Annotated in this window: 14 protein-coding genes; 5 read left to right on the plus strand and 9 right to left on the minus strand. The window is 60.2% G+C overall.

The annotated features are described in order from the left end of the window. Positions 1-144: 144 nt before the first annotated feature. Both ABWK72_RS17045 and ABWK72_RS17050 read right to left on the minus strand, forming a co-directional pair. The gene (locus ABWK72_RS17045) at positions 145-849 is read right to left on the minus strand and encodes a pseudouridine synthase (protein WP_367870770.1); all 705 of its coding nucleotides are present in this window, start codon (positions 847-849) and stop codon (positions 145-147) included. Beyond that, positions 846-1,856, minus strand: a complete 1,011-nt coding sequence (locus ABWK72_RS17050) for a class I SAM-dependent methyltransferase (protein ID WP_367870771.1) — start codon at positions 1,854-1,856, stop codon at positions 846-848. The genes ABWK72_RS17045 and ABWK72_RS17050 overlap by 4 nt, the downstream gene beginning before the upstream one ends. A 99-nt stretch (positions 1,857-1,955) precedes the next feature. Here ABWK72_RS17050 and ABWK72_RS17055 point away from each other — a divergent pair, with 99 nt between their 5' ends. Then, positions 1,956-2,345 (plus strand): GntR family transcriptional regulator, encoded by a 390-nt coding sequence (locus ABWK72_RS17055; protein ID WP_367870772.1) that lies wholly within the window; start codon positions 1,956-1,958, stop codon positions 2,343-2,345. Positions 2,346-2,460: 115 nt separating this feature from the next. On the opposite strand, the gene ABWK72_RS17060 is transcribed toward ABWK72_RS17055, so the two are convergent. Genes ABWK72_RS17060 through ABWK72_RS17080 form a run of 5 tightly spaced genes read right to left on the minus strand, consistent with a single transcriptional unit; the run spans position 2,461 to position 10,750 of the window. Further along, entirely contained in the window at positions 2,461-2,994 is a 534-nt protein-coding gene (locus ABWK72_RS17060; RefSeq protein ID WP_367870773.1) for a hypothetical protein, read from the minus strand. Continuing rightward, positions 2,987-8,497 carry an RHS repeat-associated core domain-containing protein gene (locus ABWK72_RS17065; RefSeq protein ID WP_367870774.1) on the minus strand — a complete coding sequence of 1,837 codons (5,511 nt, stop codon included), beginning with the start codon at positions 8,495-8,497 and terminating at the stop codon, positions 2,987-2,989. The genes ABWK72_RS17060 and ABWK72_RS17065 overlap by 8 nt, the downstream gene beginning before the upstream one ends. Continuing rightward, positions 8,451-9,041, minus strand: coding sequence for a hypothetical protein (locus tag ABWK72_RS17070; RefSeq protein WP_367870775.1), 591 nt, complete (start codon positions 9,039-9,041; stop codon positions 8,451-8,453). Before ABWK72_RS17070 ends, ABWK72_RS17065 begins: the two co-directional genes overlap by 47 nt. Positions 9,042-9,047: 6 nt before the next feature. Next, positions 9,048-9,851 (minus strand): hypothetical protein, encoded by an 804-nt coding sequence (locus ABWK72_RS17075; RefSeq protein WP_367870776.1) that lies wholly within the window; start codon positions 9,849-9,851, stop codon positions 9,048-9,050. Then, positions 9,848-10,750: a hypothetical protein gene (locus ABWK72_RS17080; RefSeq protein WP_367870777.1), complete on the minus strand. Its 903-nt coding sequence runs from the start codon at positions 10,748-10,750 to the stop codon at positions 9,848-9,850. Before ABWK72_RS17080 ends, ABWK72_RS17075 begins: the two co-directional genes overlap by 4 nt. Positions 10,751-11,053: 303 nt before the next feature. Here ABWK72_RS17080 and ABWK72_RS17085 point away from each other — a divergent pair, with 303 nt between their 5' ends. From ABWK72_RS17085 to ABWK72_RS17095, 3 genes are all read left to right on the plus strand, one after another. Further along, entirely contained in the window at positions 11,054-11,284 is a 231-nt protein-coding gene (locus tag ABWK72_RS17085; protein ID WP_367870778.1) for a helix-turn-helix domain-containing protein, read from the plus strand. A 138-nt stretch (positions 11,285-11,422) separates the two neighbouring features. Continuing rightward, positions 11,423-12,691: a hypothetical protein gene (locus ABWK72_RS17090; protein ID WP_367870779.1), complete on the plus strand. Its 1,269-nt coding sequence runs from the start codon at positions 11,423-11,425 to the stop codon at positions 12,689-12,691. 18 nt (positions 12,692-12,709) lie between these two features. After that, positions 12,710-14,032, plus strand: a complete 1,323-nt coding sequence (locus ABWK72_RS17095) for a hypothetical protein (protein WP_367870780.1) — start codon at positions 12,710-12,712, stop codon at positions 14,030-14,032. Between the two features lie 161 nt (positions 14,033-14,193). On the opposite strand, the gene miaB is transcribed toward ABWK72_RS17095, so the two are convergent. Together miaB and purN are read right to left on the minus strand one after the other, a co-directional pair. After that, a complete protein-coding gene (gene miaB / locus ABWK72_RS17100; protein WP_367870781.1) occupies positions 14,194-15,564 on the minus strand; it encodes a tRNA (N6-isopentenyl adenosine(37)-C2)-methylthiotransferase MiaB in 1,371 nt (456 codons plus the stop codon). Between the two features lie 195 nt (positions 15,565-15,759). Continuing rightward, positions 15,760-16,338: a phosphoribosylglycinamide formyltransferase gene (gene purN, locus ABWK72_RS17105; protein WP_367870782.1), complete on the minus strand. Its 579-nt coding sequence runs from the start codon at positions 16,336-16,338 to the stop codon at positions 15,760-15,762. A 133-nt stretch (positions 16,339-16,471) separates the two neighbouring features. Here purN and ABWK72_RS17110 point away from each other — a divergent pair, with 133 nt between their 5' ends. Further along, positions 16,472-16,597: a hypothetical protein gene (locus ABWK72_RS17110; protein ID WP_367870783.1), complete on the plus strand. Its 126-nt coding sequence runs from the start codon at positions 16,472-16,474 to the stop codon at positions 16,595-16,597. The last annotated feature ends 43 nt before the right edge of the window (positions 16,598-16,640 follow it).

Below are 16,640 nucleotides of genomic sequence, written 5' to 3' on the forward strand. Positions count from 1 at the left end.
ACCCATCTCGGGCCAGAAAGCGGCGGAGCAGCGGGGTTTGCCGACAAGCTCCCGCCTGTGGTCTGGGTGACCGGCTCAAGGTTCGATTGCCGACTGGAACTACTCAATAGCCAATCTCCAATCACCCAATTTCCTTTCCCCACATCACCTCCCCCCAGCCAACCCGATCTCCTCCTCCGTCGCAACCCTCCACTCCCCCTCCTCCAGATCCTCCGGCATCTCCAGCTTCCCGATAGAAATCCGCTTCAGCGCCACCACGTGATTCCCCGCTGCCGCGAACATTCGCCGCACCTGGTGATACCGTCCCTCCTCCAGCGTGATCCGCGCCTCCTTCTCCGAAACCACCTCCATCACCGCTGGCAAGAGCGCCTTCTCCTCCCCCCGCAACACCAGAGTCCCGCTCGCGAAAAGCTCCGCCTCGTGCCCCTCTAACACCCGGTCCAGCGTCACCTGATAAGTCTTCGGCACATGATGCTTCGGGCTGATCAGCCGATGCAGCAAATGCCCGTCGTCCGTCATCAACAGTAGTCCCGTCGTGTCCTTGTCCAGCCGCCCCACCGGACTCATCACCGGGTTCCGCAGCGCGAATCTCGCCGGCAGCAGATCGTAGATCGTATCGCCCGGATCATCCGTGCTGCACGTGTAGCCGTCCGGCTTGTGGAAGATCAGCGTCAGCGGCCCCGGCTGATCCAGCGGCTCCCCCTTGAAAAGGATCTCCGAGTGCGGTGGGAAATCTTTCGTCCCCAGCACCCGGCCGTGGATATCCGTCACCACGCCTTTCCGCATCTCGCGCTCCACCACGCTTCGCGAGCCATAGCCCAGGTTTGCCAGCAGCTTTACCAATTTCATCGCAGCATTCTCCTCTCCGCAAAAATCACCTTGTAGACGGAATCCTCCGCCACCTTCCGCCACACCAGCCCCAGCCGTTCCAGCTCCGGCTCATACGGCAGCTGCCGGTTCGCCACGAAGAACAAACGCCCGCCCGTCCGCAGCGCATCCGATGCCGCCCTGAGAAAGGCCCGCCCCAGCGAAATATCCGTCACCTGCCCGCTGTGGAAAGGCGGATTCATCACGATGTTCTCGTACTTCCCCGGGATCCCCGCCGTCACATCGTGCCAGTGATATTCCAGCGGCACCGCATGCCCTGTTAGATTCTGCCGCGCGCAGTCCAGCGCACGCGCATCCGCCTCGTAGAGATGCATCGCCTTCAGGCCCGGATTCAGCGCCAGCGCCGCATGCGCCAGGAAGCCCCAGCCCGCGCCCAGATCCGCCGCACTCCCGCGCAGGTTTGTCGGCAGATGCTCCGCCAGCATCGCCGATCCCGGATCCACGTGGTCGATACTGAAAATCCCCGCTTCCACGATGAATCCCGTACTTTCCTCCCGACGCGGCTCGGCGTACTTCCGCCACGCCGCCAGCGTCTCGCCATTCCACCCCGCCGTCTTGATCGCGCGGAAGCAGCGGCCCTTGTGCTTCTGCACCGATGTGATGCCACCCGCCGCCTCCTCCAGATCCTTCTCGAAGCGGGAGGCTCCCGCCGTATTCGTCATCGCCGCCACCAGCGCCCCGCCCTCTTCCAGCAAATCATAAGCCCGCGCGAATCCCCCCAGCGCCTCCTCCCGGGATTTCCCCGGCAGCACCATCACCAGCGGCCACTTGCCCTCGGGCTTGTCCACCCGCTGGAATCCCGCCTGCTCCCAGGCTTCCGCCTGCTGCTTCAGCGGCTGCCACCCCGTCACCTCCGGCCACTCCTTCAGCGCCGGATGCGGCTCCGCCCCTAGGAACAGGGCTCGTCCGGGCACCGCGAATTCTCCTTTCGAGAAAGGCAGCAGCAGGGTTTCCAAGGCGGGGTGCACGCCGCGGACCATGTACGCCCGCGCCGCCTTCTGCGAAGCATGAAAAGAAAAACGCTTGCGGTGTTACACAGGTGCTGTAACACATAGCACACCTACCCGATGCTCCCTTTCTCCTTCCAGCTCCGCGATGGCGAACCGGTCTCCGACCAGATCGTCCGCGCCGCCCACCGCGCCTTGGCGAGCGGTGAGCTGCGGGAGGGCGACCTCTTCCCCTCCGTCCGCGCCGTCGCGCAGGAGCTGAAAATCTCCCCTACCACCGCCTTCAAGGTCATCCAGCAGCTCAAGGAGCTCGGCTTCCTCGTCAGCCGCCCCGGCATCGGCATGGTCGTCCAGGCCCCCCGGCTCCCCTCGCTCGAGCAGCGCCTCGCCCTCATCGAGCCCTCCGCCCGCCGCTTCCTCGCCGAAGCCCGCGCCCTCCACCTCGGCCCCCAGGAACTCCAGGCCCTGCTCCTCCGCCTCCAGAATCCCGACGACTCTCCCGCAGGGTAAGACCTTCTCAAAATTCAAGGACCGACCCCACCGACGCCGGGATACCGAAGTCATCCCGAAGTCATGTGGGCGATTTTCTCGTAAGTTCATGCCATTCAGAATTGACCTTCATTTGCTATTTCCCCTTCACCTCTATGGCAGAAGAAATTGCCCTTTTTAGGGACGGAGACATCTTCCAATGGCCTGAATTTTTTCCGTCCTGACAATAAAACAGGCAATAAGTAATCGTGTCATCAACGTATATCCTAAGAAAAAGGTCACCGTTCGTAGTTTCCAGAGCGTGTGAAAACTTGGGTGGAACCGGAAGGTTTTTCACTTCTTGCTGCCCTTCTCCATAGTTTAGAGGATTCTTTATTTCCGTCATTAGCTTCTCTGCTTGAGCTTGTGGAAGCATCCTAGCTTCAGAAACATAGAAACCATGGATTTTAATCGACAGCCCAGCTTGGAGGTCCTTGCGTTCGTTTGAAAGCCGCAGTACAGCTAGAACCAAACTCTGATCTAAGATTTTTTTGACTGCGTGGCCACCTACTACAGCTTCCAAAGCAGGTTCAGAAAAACCCCGCTCCTCAAAATTTATCGGAGAGAATTCTTCTGCTGCCAACATTCCTACAACCGAGGTCGCTAAGAGTATTTTAAAATAATTAGTCATCAGTGATGTTTTTGTTGTGTAAATCGCATTCCGATAGTGCCCAAGGCTCCACAATTTTCTCGCGAATTAAACTCCAGTCGCTGATGGCATCATCCATTCCCGGGCCATCGACCTTAACATTTCCTTGATTAGAGAGAAACTTGTCGTAACAAGTATAAATATCCAAGTCGACCTTATTAGGGAAATCTTTAAATATCGATTCCAATGTGTAGGTTCCACCCCAAGCGGTTGGAGAGCGTGTCCCAGGATTGTTGGCCACCCCCACGCCTAGGAACAAATTCTTAAAGGATGAGTGAGCGGCAAGTAATTTTTTATGCGCTTTCCCCATGTGCTTATCCGTTAATATATTCCATATTTTTCGAGGAGTCATTGGGCTACTATTATCTCCCTTTTGGTAGCCGCTTTTGAATCTAATGCAGCATCGTTTGCCGGGGTGATTTTTTTCCCATTTTCTCTTGGCCTGCAAAAGCCACCCATCCACTAAATACTCCGAATCGTCACTGGGATTGTGATCCCCGATTCTCAAAAGGTGATTATTCTGAGATAGCGGATCCCCCCAAATATATCTAAAGCCATCAAAATTAGGATGCGTTACCGCGGCCATCATGGCATCGGTCATCGGATCCATGGATTCCGGTCCCATGATATAGAGAAAATTTCTTCTTACATCATCACTTTTCCGTCCTTCCATTCCCAGAAGATCAAACTTGTTGATAGAGTCATTTGTCACAAATCCAACATAATTAATCCCTCCTCGTTCTTCAATGGGATCTCTTGATATCCATCTCCCGGAAGACGGGCTATAATAACGGTAATTGAAATAATACAATCCCGACTCCGCGTCCTCATACTTTGTCGAGAATCCATATGGAATATTAAGGGTATTCTCGTGAATTATTGTATTGCCAGAAGGATCATACTCTCGTCGCGAAGCGAGATCTCCCAGCACATCTACCCAGCCGACAATATTCCCATTGCCATCGTAGCTGGCAGCATATGACGTTCCTCCATCGCGAACCGAGAGAATCCCGCCAACACCACCAGCTCCTTGCTTCGTGCCAGAAAGGTCAATTCCCCCAGTGTAGGACCTCTGCAGAGTCAATGCGCTGCCTCCAGTATATTCAGCAATCATATCCCAGTCGTCATAGGCAAAGCGCAGGTCCTTCGCTGGGGTGTTATTAGTAATGCTGTCAAAGACTTGTTTGCGAATCCTGCGGCCCATCCAATCATAGCCGAACCGAAGTTTATAGAACGGTTCTCCGCTTGCGCGGTGGTTTGAGGCCGCAGTTTGGTTGGCCATCTCCACCAATCGATTTTCGGTATCCCAGACATATTCCCATCGCCCATCGAAAAGGAGGTTGCCGTCGTCGTCATATTCAAGCTCAACTTCAGTGGCTGGAACATGCCGGTGTCCTTCAACATCCGGAGGGTGGCCGTCGGAAACCGCAATACCTTGCCATACTGGTCCCGAATTGTTGCTCACGATGAGTTCGGCCTGAAAGCGCTCTCCTTGGCGCAGGGTTGGGCCCGAGTTCACCGTCACAGTGTCGACCGCGGGGGCGCGGCCCAGAACATCGAAGCTGCCCGGCGTTTTGATCGTTCGGTATTGGTTCACTTCATCCGGCGCATAGTCGGTCTGCCGCAGGTTTAGCCCATCCTCATCTCCACCCGATCGGGACCATTCGCGATTGCCAAGTCCGTCGTAGTGATATTCAAATTGATGTCCTGCCAATGGATCTCCGTCGTTCGCCCTGAGTATGGTGTCAGGCAAATGCTTCTTTCCGGAAACCACTTCGCCCCGGTCACTGTATCCGTAAGCCCAGTAGGTGCCGTCCTCGCGAGTCGCGCGGATTCGCCGGTCGACCTTGTCATGAAGGTAGCGATGAAGTTGTAGGACTTCCCCAGTGCCGCTACGAGTTTCGATGGCATAGAGTCGGCTCGCAAGGTCGGTTTGACGGATCTCTTCCGCAAACATGGTCCCCCCGGAGTTTGAATGGGCGATTCCGGTGATGAGCGCCGTTCCCGGAGTGTAGGAGTAGCTGTGGACAATGCCACCGACGGCGTCAGTGACTTTCCAGAGCAGTCCGGTCGCCGGGTCGGCGAGAAATTCCGTCTTTTGGTCAAAAGTGGTGCCACGTTTGGCTCCCGAGTGGAGGCGCTCACCGGTGGTGGCATCCCATGAGCGGTCCACGATCACACCGGGCAGCCAGGAATGGTCGGGGTCGTACACATCCGTGGTCTCCTGCGGAACGTCGAGATCATAGGACCGGGTAATTGTACCACCGCCGTCGGTGACTTCCTTCGGACGACCGAGGCGGTCCGTCTCAATCGTAACATTTGGGGTTGAAGGCGTTTCACCGCTGTAGGCGATGCCGATCAAATCCCTTGCGGTATTGTAGCTCCAAGTCGTGACCGCCCCGCGCTCCCAAGTCCGGGTGCGGGGCTTGCCATCGGCATAGTAGGTGTAATTGGGACCTTTCCCGTTCGGATGGATCTTTTCCCCTACGAAGCCGGTTCCCGGATCCCGGACCCAAGTGGTGGTACCGCCCGCCCCGCCGGATGCATAGGTGGTCATGGTGACGAGATCTCCATAGTTGTCGTAGCCGTAAGACAGGCGGTATGTTCCGTTGCCAAAGACCTCTTTTACGTGGCCTAGGCTGTCGTAAACGTATTCCACGGACTCCAATTCGGCATTGCTAATGCGGCGCACCAAGCCGGCGGACCGATCGCCAGGCGGATAGTAGTCGGTGGAAGTCACGTTGCGGACATGGTTGATCTGTCGCACCACCTGGCCAAATGCGTCATAGATTGTCCGATTGGTGCCGCCAAGGGGATTCGTTGTTTTGATGGTTCGGCCAAATGCATCGTATTCGAACTTGCTGGCCTGCAAAGCACCATATTGTGCAATCGAAATCAGACGGCCTGCGGTCGAGGAGGCGGTGGTGTCTGACGAGGCGCTTGTTGCGCTGGAGTCCGTGGTCTGCACCGCGGCGGAAGCGCTGGTCCCAGGATCGAAGGACTCTGTGCGCTCGCTAGTGAAGGTGAGGCCTCCGGGTTGGACAGTGACAGAACTCCAGCGGGCGGCCCCTCCCTCGTTAAGGGGAGCGACCGAGTTGCGCGCGATTGAGACGTAAGTGGCGGTGCCGTTGTCGTCGGTGTGATAGACCGAAGTGGTGGACTGATCCCACCAGCGACCGCCGATCTCAAGGTATTCCTGGGCGGTCCGCGTAATTCGGTCTTTCGAGGCCGGGACGAGCGCATCGTCGTTTCCTTCCAGATCCAGCCCGAAGTCCATGAGCCTGCCGAGGGAGTCGTAGATATAGAGTCGATCGGCAACCCCGGTGGAGGAGACCTTGGTCAAGCGGCCCGTAGCTGGATCATACTCCGAGGACTCGGTTACTTCCCCGCTGAGCGTCGGACTGGGACGAGAGGTTTGAACGACACGACCGCCCCAATCGGAAAGGTTGGCGAGCCAGCGGGGGCCTGTATTGTCGGTGGACCCTCTATAGCTAGTCTCCAGAATCATGCCTCTTTCGCTGACGCTGTAACTCCTAAAGCCGGCAATTGAGCCTGTGCCAGACGTGATCTTTTGCCGACCATCAATGTACTTCACCGAGATTTCCGTAACAGGATTCTCACCGGGACCAATCCGGGTTTTAATTCTATTGGCCTCGTCATAAGTCGTATTGTGGGTAATGCCGCGAGTGTCGGTTGAGGAGATCACCCGCCCTGCAACGTCAAACTCGGTCACCGAGGTTTCGCTTAGCGCTCCCGCAGCGCGGGTGACGATGCTCTTTTGTCCATCCCGGGCGTGGGTGGTGACGATGTCTGCAAAAGGCTCCGGATAGTCCTCGGTCACGGAAGTCACTTCCCCATCGGCATCCAAGAGCGTGATTCTTGCAGGACCACCGGCCGACTGTTGAATCGAACCGGTATTATTTCCCAAGCTGCGGTCCATGAGAACACCGTTCTTGTAGTGGCGGCTCTCCTTGCCCTCCGCGTGCCCGTCGTTGTAGGTCCAAGTGTCGGCGCACATGATCGCCCAACTGGTCCCGCCGGTGAAAACTTTCAGGCATTCTTCGACGACACGGCCATCCTTCGCTTCGACCCGGCTGGTGCCGGTGGAGCCGCCGACGACTCCCGTTGTATCCCACTCGCTGACACAAAGGAAGGCACCGCTTGGTGAAGGCGTGAAACCGCTGCCCGCGGGATTGGCGGGTGGAACGAAATCCCCCTTTTCGTAGGCGAGGCGCTTCACCAGCCCATCTTCCGCGACAGTCTTGTAGGTGCGGTTTCCCCAATCACCCTCCCGGTAGATCCAAACTTCGCGGGTCAGAGTGTTATCCTCGTCGTCGGAATACCAAGTGCGTGTCCGCTGCACGAGAAACTCCGGGCCTTCCACGACCTCCGTTTCGATGGTTTTCCAAGTGTCCACACGCCGAGTGAGATGTCCTTCGATCCGGGTCTCGCGCCGGATGGTCCCGAGCAGATCCCCCATGTCGATCTCAAGCTCGGCTACGCAATCTTCCGCGGACGGGACCTTGCTGATGGGAAGTTCGGAGTCCAGCCACGGGCGATAGCTTACCGAGCGGATCGTCCCCGTGACATCCCCCCAATCGTTCAAGTCTACCTCGCCATCAACTCCGACCAAGTACGATCCATGCTTCAAGCTGCGCGAGGTCCAAGAACCGTCCGAACTCAGCGTCGCGGTGGCTCCGCTCAGGAGATCGCGATAGTACCAGGTGGCAAGATCCGCGCCGCCGGGGTCCACGACGGTTTCCATGAGTTCTCCGCTCCCCTCCTCGTAGGTATCCCGCACGCGGGAGGTGAGGACGAACTGTGACTGGGAAGGGGAATACCGATACTCCTCCCGCGTCTCGATCTTCTCGCCCGCCGTGCCGGTGGCGATGGTCATTGCCTCGCGAATGCCGGTAAGATGGTCGGTTTTCGTGCGCTTGCCCGTGGTACCGTCGTAGTCCAATTCATACCAACTGACGGTTTGCGAGTCTTGGACCACCGATACTTGGAGGTGGCTGGAGAGGACTTCCGCGGTCATCGGGTCGGTCTGCTCGGCACCCTCAAAGGTGGCGACCTCGAAGGGTTCCTTGCCAGCCTGATCGTGGAAGCCATTCAGTTGCAGCGCTCCGATCTGGCCGGGGGCAAACTTCCGGACGGTGAGGACATCTCCATCGCGCACCATGTCGGTCAGCATCGTCGCCGACTTGATTTGACGGGTGTCTCCCACCGTCACATCCGAAACGCCGGTCAAGCCCATCGTCTGGCCGGAGAAGTTCCAAGATTCGGGATCGACGGCGGACGACGGGATATTGCCCTGCCATTGAATGCTGCCGGAAGAATTCCCGCCGCTATCGGCTCCGGAGGGTATGCTGGATTCGAACCCTTGATTTGCCAAGCTGCCGGGCGGCGGCGTGGTGCACGAGTTGTTCCCCGGAATTCTAATGGTCCATCTGAAGCCCTCTTCCCAAAGATGGACTGGTTTCATTCTCCTCTTCCAGATAACGTGAATAGTGGAACGTTAGATTCAAACCGCAGCCTGTCGAGCTGAAGGAAACGACCGAGCCGTTGCCATAGTCGTGGGTTTTGGTGTAGCCAACGTCGGGATGAGAGTTCTCCGGAGCTACCTTGAACACGACACCATCAACCTCGACCTCTGAAACCCCGCAGCCAATTTTGATAAAGATATAGTTGTCGCCAAGGGCTTCGACCCAATCGTCTGCCGGACGAACGTCGAGATAGAATGGCTTCCCTCTGGGAATTGCCATGTGGGGATCGGCCTCCCAGTCTGTTCTCAAGTAGCCGGGATCCGACTCCATGTCCGCCACTTCTTTTCCGTCAATCGTCACCTTCGGCCCCGTCTCCGGTTCCGTTCCTTGTTCGGAGTATGTTTGGAGAATGACATTGGTGATCTCGACATTCCCGCAGTCATCACCGCTACAGGCGGCGCTTGCTGTAGTCGCCGAGCATGCGGAGCAGGCCAGCGCGGTTAATAGTTTTCCTATAAATCTCATGGTCGTGCTTTCATCCAAATGAACTCAATCCTCCAAAGGGGTCCAAACGATCAGGGAACTCGTGATTGGTGACTGGAAGGCAGGTATTAAGGGAAAGGTATCGTCGCCATCCGGGATGCCATCGCCGTCCGTATCCGGATCGAAAGGATCCGTGCCGGCGAGGTACTCTTCCAGATTTGTGAGACCGTCCCCATCTGCGTCTGCATCGGGATCCACGCCCAATGTTCCGAAATGCTGGATCTCCCAGCCGTCGTCGATGCCGTTGCTGTCGCTGTCGGCTTCTTCGGGATTGCTGCCGAGAAGGCTCTCCTCGTAGTCGGTGAGAGCGTCGCCATCTTGATCGATATCGCTGACCTCGACGCGGAAGAAGAGGCGCGCGGCATCGGCGGCGAACTGGTGGCTGACCGGCCCGCCTGTCCCCATCGCGCTGTCCACTTCCAACCAAGTATCGAGATCCGGGGAACCGAACACGGTGTAGACCTTCCCCTCCACCCCGTGGTAGTCCACGATGAACAACTGCGGGATAGTGGAACTCAACCGGACGAGGGCTCCGAAGAAGTCCGCTGCCTTGCCGCTCCAAGGGTTCGTCCCGGCGAGGGATTCATCGAGATTGCTGCGGCCGTCGCCATCGGCATCCGCGGCGGGGGCCTGCTCGGGGAAGAGCGTCCCGTCATCGTAGCTGGCGAAGCCGTAGGTTTCCTCCCAGATGTCGCTCATGCCGTCGTTGTCCCCGCCGGGGATGACGAGGGCCTGTAGCGGCTGCGAGACCAGCGCGGAGGCGACGAGCAAGGTTAGCGATTTGCCAGTGGATCGGGGTTTCAGCTTCATTGTCCGTTTCCGGTTGAGGTTGGGACCGGCTTGCCACCCGTCCGCCAGACCTGGATGGTAACGTCGCGGGGCTTTGGCGGATTGGCCAAAAGTTCAGCCTTGCGCGCGGCACGGGCGATTTCCCTGGCTTGGCAGGCGGCGGCCATGCGGACGCCTTCCTTCCGGTAGAGGTCATGGAGCTGCTCAAGGATCTCCATGGCCGCGGTATTGGCTTGGCCTTCGACGACGGTGAAGGCGGGGCCGCCGGCGGCGAGGTCCGGGACGGATGGAATTTGTGGCGGCTCATAGGCCACGCCATGCCGCGCGGCCAGTTGGGTCATCGCCGCGGTGTTGATGTTGCCGATCCCCATCAGCAGCGAAACGCGGTGCTCCTGGCCATCGGCGCCGTGGACGCGGTAATCGGAGAAACCGCTGAAATGATTGAAATCGAGATTGCTCCATGCGGTGACGGCCTCGTTCGGTCCGCCGTTGGGATAGATGCGAAGAAGCGTGCGGCTGCCGTCATGGACAGTCGCCGCCAGGAACGCGATGGTGGAAGCGCGGTAGCTTGCGCGCATTTGCTCCAATCGCGCAAGGACGGCAGGGTCATCCGGCGGCAGGGCCGGGAGCGGCGGCGGGGGAGCGGGCAGATTCGGGTCGGCGACCTTTTGCACCGTGATATTGATGGTGCCCTCGACCGGCGGGAGACCGGGCATTTCCGGAGCCTCGGTCACCTCCACCCGCGTGGTCCGGGAACTGAGAACAGTGAAGTCGATCGGCTCCGGTTCCGGTGCGGGCTGCGATGGGGTGCCGTCGGCGATGGGGACGGGAATTTCCACGTCCCACTTTGGCGCGGCTTCCTGAGCGTCAGCGAGCAAACCGAGGACGCAGAAAGCTGCAGGAATTGATAAGCGTTTCATGGTGCAGGCCAGTCAGAGGTATCGCGAAAGCGAGAGGCGGGAATCACGGCGATGAAGAGGATTACGGGTTAACTGGCTCCGGGCAGGAGTTCGTAGATCCGCAGTTCATCGCTTTGTCTCTGTCTTGCCTGTCGGACAGGGAATGTCAATTTCCCTTCATTGAAATAGTAGTGAAACTCTACCGGTCCTTCGGCCTGCAATGGAACTCTCAATATTTTGTCTGGAATTCCAGACAATGCGACAAACGAAAACCTATAAATGGAAGGGCCCATGGAGGCCCCGCGCAACATTGTAGGTCCCCGAGTGATCGCGCTCCGGTATCGCCGGGGGCTGTCGCAGGAGCAGCTTGCCGTCGCCTGCCAGCTCAAGGGCTGGGACGTTTCGCGCGGGGTGATTGCACGGATCGAGGGCGGAGTGCGTTGGATGGCCGACTTCGAACTGCTGAAGCTCGCGGCGGCGCTTGGGGTTTCAGGTACAGGAGTTGTATCCGCGGAATGCCCAGCGGTATTTCAAGAAGCGCTGATCCGGGTGTAGGAGCGATCATGAGCGCCTGCCGCCGCCCGTCCGCTGAACCCGATTCCAACCAAACCGTGATTTTGCAGCGGACGCGCGGGCGGAAATCTTCCTAAGGTGCCAGACGTATCCGGAGAAACCTCCGGTTATCCGTCCGCCATGAAACCCATCGTCCTCCTCCCTCCGGCCTTGGCCATTGCCGCCGCCGCCATCTGGCTCGGCACCCAGCACCGCTCGCTGTCCGCCGTCGAAGACAGCAATACCACCCTGCGCCAGCGCATCCAGGAAGCACGCCACGCGGAAGCCTCCGGCGAATCCTCGAAGACCGCCGCCGCCAACAAGGGCAAGAACGGCAAGACAACGGCCAAGAAGATCGATTGGAAGGACCTCGCCTCGAAACAGAAGGCCATGCAGGGCGGCAACAACATGCCGGACATGCGCGCGATGATCGAGCTGCAGAAGACCCTCATGGACTTGTCCGCGGAGGACCTCGCCACCCATCTCGATGAGATCGCCGCCCTCGATATCCCCGATGATGCCAAGAGGGGCCTCGAGGGCATGATCATCGGCCTGCTCGCGCAGAAGAACCCCGAGCTGGTCATGGAACGCTTCGGAGACCGCCTGAATGACGAGCGCGGCGGATTTTCCTGGCAGATATCCCAAGCCTTCCAGCAGTGGGCCAGCAAGGACTCCACCGCCGCGACCGCATGGCTGGATGCACAGGTCGCCTCCGGCAAGCTGGACAGCAAATCGCTCGATGGCAAAAGCGATGCCCGCCTGCGCCTGGAAGGCGGCGTGATCGCATCGCTACTGGAAAGCGATCCCGCCGCAGCCGCGAAACGGCTCGCCGGGATTCCGGAAAACCAACGCTCCCAAATCTTCCAAGGCGGCATGTTCTTCAACACCAAGCCGGGCTCGGAGAAAGCCGTGGCCGATCTCATCCGCAGCTCCGTGCCGGAGAACCAGCGGAACTCGACCCTCGCCAACTCCGCCTCGATGCTGATCCACCAGGGCGGCTACGACAAGGTGGGCGAATATCTGACCAAGATCGAGGCCAGCCCCGCGGAGCGCGAGGCGATCGTCGCCCAATCCCTGCAGAGCAAAGTCCAGAACTCCCGTGACTCGGCGAAGATGGAAGCGGCGGTCGAAGAAGGCCGGGCCTGGGCGCTCAAGCAGTCTCCCGAAGCTGCCGACCGCATCACCGGCAAGGCGCTCGGCGATATCCCGGACTTCAAGAAGGGCGCCGAACTCGCTCTCAAGTATCAGGAGCAAACCGGCAACGACGACGTGCTCATCGCCTTCATCGAGAGCGGCCGCAACCGGCATCCGAATGAAGCCAATGACCTCGTGGCGAAGATCTCCGATCCGCAGAAGCGGGAGGAACTGAACAAGCGGCTCACCCCGCAGCCCGTCCCTACCGCAGAATAATTTCCCCCTTCCGCCACCATGAAACTCTCCCTCATCCTCGCGGCCCTGATCCTGATCGCCGCTTCCTTCTTCGGCTGGAAGGAACACGGCCGCCTGTCTTCCGCCCACACGGAAAATTCCCGCCTCGTCGGCGAGGCGCAGGAGCTCGGCCTCGATACCGCCGACCTCGCCGCCGGCGGTGACAAGTCCACCCAGACCAAGATCCGCCGCGACCCGCAGGTCGGCAAGGCGGCCCAGGCCAAGGACTTCGCCACCAGGCTCATCGCCTTCGCCCGCGAGATGGAAGAGACCCAGAAAAAGGGCGGCCAGCCGGACGATGCCATGCAGAAGCGCATCGTCGGGATCATGGAGGAAATGCTCTCGCTCGATCCCGCCCAGCTCAAGCTGCTGGTCGCCGAGTTCCGCGCCGCACCCGATCTCACCGATGACATGCGCAGCGGCATGATCGGCTTCGCGGTCATGATGCTCGCGAACGATCACCCCGCCACCGCGCTCAACCTGCTCGCCGAGTCTTCCGACCTGATGAAGAACGACGGCATGGCCATGCATGTCGTCACCTCCGCGCTCACGAAGTGGGCGCAGGACGACCCGAAGGCGGCCATCGAGTGGATCCGCAAAAATGGCAAGGATCATCCCGAAATGGTCAACGCCGAGACCAAGCAGGGAATCCTCACCGGGGCCGCCCGCCTGGACCCGGTGCTCGCCTTCTCGCTCGCCGCCGATCTCGACCTGAAAGACCTCAATTCGCTGGGCCAGGCGATCGGCCAGGCCGGCAATACTTCGGAGGAGCGCATCGCCATCGTCGGGGCACTCCGCAATCACTTGAAGGGCCTCGAAGGCGAACAGCGCAAGCAGATGCTGAACTCCACCATGGGTGCCCTCGTCAACAAGGTCGTCGCGGAAGGTTACGCCTCCAGCGCCGCTTGGCTGGACTCGGCCAAGCTCGATGAAGCGGAGACCACCGCCTTCGCCGACGGCATCAACTCCTGGTATGTCAAGGGCGACACCGGCAAGTGGCTCGAATGGATGGACGGCAAGCTGCCCCCCGAGCGCCTCGATGCCAAGGTGCAGAGCCTGATGGGCGAGTGGGCCCAGAAGGACTACAAGGCCGCCGGCCAGTGGATCGACGACGCCAAGGACGGCCCGGTCAAGAATGCCGCCGTCCGCTCCTACGCAGGCACCGTCGCCCCCTACGATCCCGGCAGCGCCGCCGAGTGGGCGCTCACCCTCCCCGAGGGCAAGGAGCGCACGGAGCTGATGGGCAACATCCACACCCAGTGGAAGCAGAAGGACGCCGAAGCCGCCGCCAAGTTCGCCCGCGACAACGGCCTGCCCGAGTAGCCCCACCCGTCCCCCGAAACGGTACGCCACCCGTCCCCCGGAAAGGGACGGGGGGTGGTGCCCCGAACGGCACGCCACCCGTAGCCCCGAACGGCACGCAAAGGTTATCCCAGTAAAGGGTACCCCCTTAAGGTGGCGACAGTTTCTCCCAATCCTCCGATTCAGAGGACGCTGCCATAGAGCGTGAAGCCCGTGCTGGCTTCCACCCGGATGTCGAGGAACTGGCCGGTCAGCTTGTGGGCGTCACCGTCGAAGATCAGGATCTTGTTGGTGCCGGTGCGGCCGGTCAGGCGCTGCTTGTTGGTCTTGCTCGGGCCTTCGCAGAGGACCTGCTGGACGGTGCCGACCAGGGAGGCGTGCTTGGCGATGGCGAGCTCGTTCACGATGTCGAGCAGGCGCTGGTTGCGCTCCTCCTTCACCGTCTCGGGAAGCTGCCCGTCCATCTCGGCGGCGGGGGTGTCCTTGCGCTTCGAGTAGCGGAAGACGAAGGCATTGTCGAACTGCAGGCGGCGCACGGTGTCCATCGTGGCCTGGAAGTCTTCCTCTTCCTCACCGGGGAAGCCGACGATGATGTCGGTGGTGATGGCGATGCCGGGGCGGGCGGCCTTCATCTTCTCGCAGATCTCCACGAACTTCTCGTTCTTGTAAGGCCGGCGCATCGCCTTGAGGATGCGGTCCGAGCCGCTCTGCATCGGGAAGTGGATGTGCGGGCAGAGCTTCGGCAGGTAGGTGAAGGCGGCCACCAGGTCATCGCGATAACCGATCGGGTGCGGCGAGGTGAAGCGGATGCGCTCGATGCCATCGACCGCGTGCACCTGCTCGAGGAGCTGCACGAAGGGCGACTTGCCGTCCACCTTCTCGAACTCGGTGCGGCCGTAGAGGTTCACGATCTGGCCGAGCAGGGTGATCTCCTTCACGCCGTGATCGCGCAGGCGTTTCACCTCCTCCACGATCTCGGCGATCGGCCGGCCCCGCTCCTTGCCGCGGGTGTCCGGCACGATGCAGAAGGAGCAACGCATGTTGCAGCCCTGCATGATCGAGACGAAGGCGGAGGCGTTCAGCTCCTTCGGGATGTGGTCGCGGATCGTGTTCTGCGAACCGGCTTCCTCTTCCACGTCGCAGACGCTCTCGCCGGTCAGCGAGAGCTGGAGCTCGTCCATCCGGCGCTCCAGACGGCGCTGGAGGATGGTGTCCACGTATTCGAAAACCTTGTGGTACTTCTGGGTGCCCACGACCACGTCGAGGTGCGGGATGCGCGCGAAGAGCTCCGGGCCGCGGCTCTGGGCCATGCAGCCCATGAAGCCGAAGACGACGTGCGGCTTCTGGCGGCGGTAGCTGCCCATGCTGCCCATCTTGCCGAGCGCCTTTTGCTCCGCCTGGTCGCGCACCGAGCAGGTGTTGACCAGGATCGCGTCGGCGTCCGTCTCATCGCCGGTGACGGTGTAGCCGCCTTCGGTGAACATCTGCGCGACCTGTTCGGAGTCGCGCTCGTTCATCTGGCAGCCGTATGTGCGTATGAAAACTTTAGGCATAGCGGGCCGGGGCCGCGGACGCTAGCGGCGCTCGGGGCGGGTATCAAGCCGGGAGGAAAGGCAAATGACGAATTCAGAATTCCCGAATGACGAATGAAGTGTCTTTAAGAAAGAGGGACTTGCGCGAAGCGTTTCTCCCATTCTTCCCACAGGTCATTCGGCATTCGGGAAATCGACATTCGTCATTTTGGCCCCTCACCGCCCCAAGCGGGCCAGCGCCATCCGGATTGCTTCCGGGTAAGTGCGGTGCTCGGCTTCGAGGATGCGGGCGTGGAGCGTGTCCGGGTCGTCGCCGGGCAGGACCGGGACGGTTTCCTGGAGAATGACCGGGCCGGTGTCCATGCCGCCATCGACGTAGTGGACGGTGCAGCCGGTCTCGGTGACGCCGGCCTCGATCGCCTGCCGCCAGGCCTGGAGGCCGGGGAAGGCGGGGAGGAGGGCGGGGTGGATGTTCAGGATTCGGTCCGGGAAGGCTTCCAGGAGCGGGGCTTTCACGAGGCGCATGAAGCCGGCCAGGCAGACGAGGTTGACGCCTGCGGCCTTCAGGGCGGCGGCGGTTTCCTGCTGGGACTCCTCCGGGAACTTCGACTTGAAGCCGCGGCAATCGATCACGGCGGTCGGGATGCCGGCCTTCTGGGCGCGTTCGAGGATGTAGCCCTGCGGATTGTCCGAGAGCACGAGGGCGATCTCCGCCTTCAGCGAGCCGTCCGCGACGCCGTCGAGGATCGCTTGCATGTTCGAGCCGGAACCGGAGCCGAGGATGCCGAGACGCATGGCGGGAGGAGAGACGGTGGGGGGAAGGGAGGCAAGAGCTGCTTGCCCGAATGGCTTGAAAACCGGGGAGGATCCGATAAAGTTTCCGGCATCAGCCCTTTGGAAAACAAGCCAGGATTCGAACCGCCGCAGGATGTTTCCGCTGCGCGCCCTCGATTGGCTGCAAGGCGGCAAAGGGCTTTCAATGGAGGAGGGCGAGAGGATGAAGAAAGAAATAAAGGCCGAGCGAATGGCCCGGCATCGCAAGCTTTGGGGATGAAGTCCCGGTGGATTCGCGCGGAGCGATCTAAAATCCTCTTGCT

Origin of the sequence: Luteolibacter sp. Populi (assembly GCF_040801775.1) — a bacterium.
Taxonomy (GTDB): Bacteria; Verrucomicrobiota; Verrucomicrobiia; order Verrucomicrobiales; family Akkermansiaceae; genus Haloferula.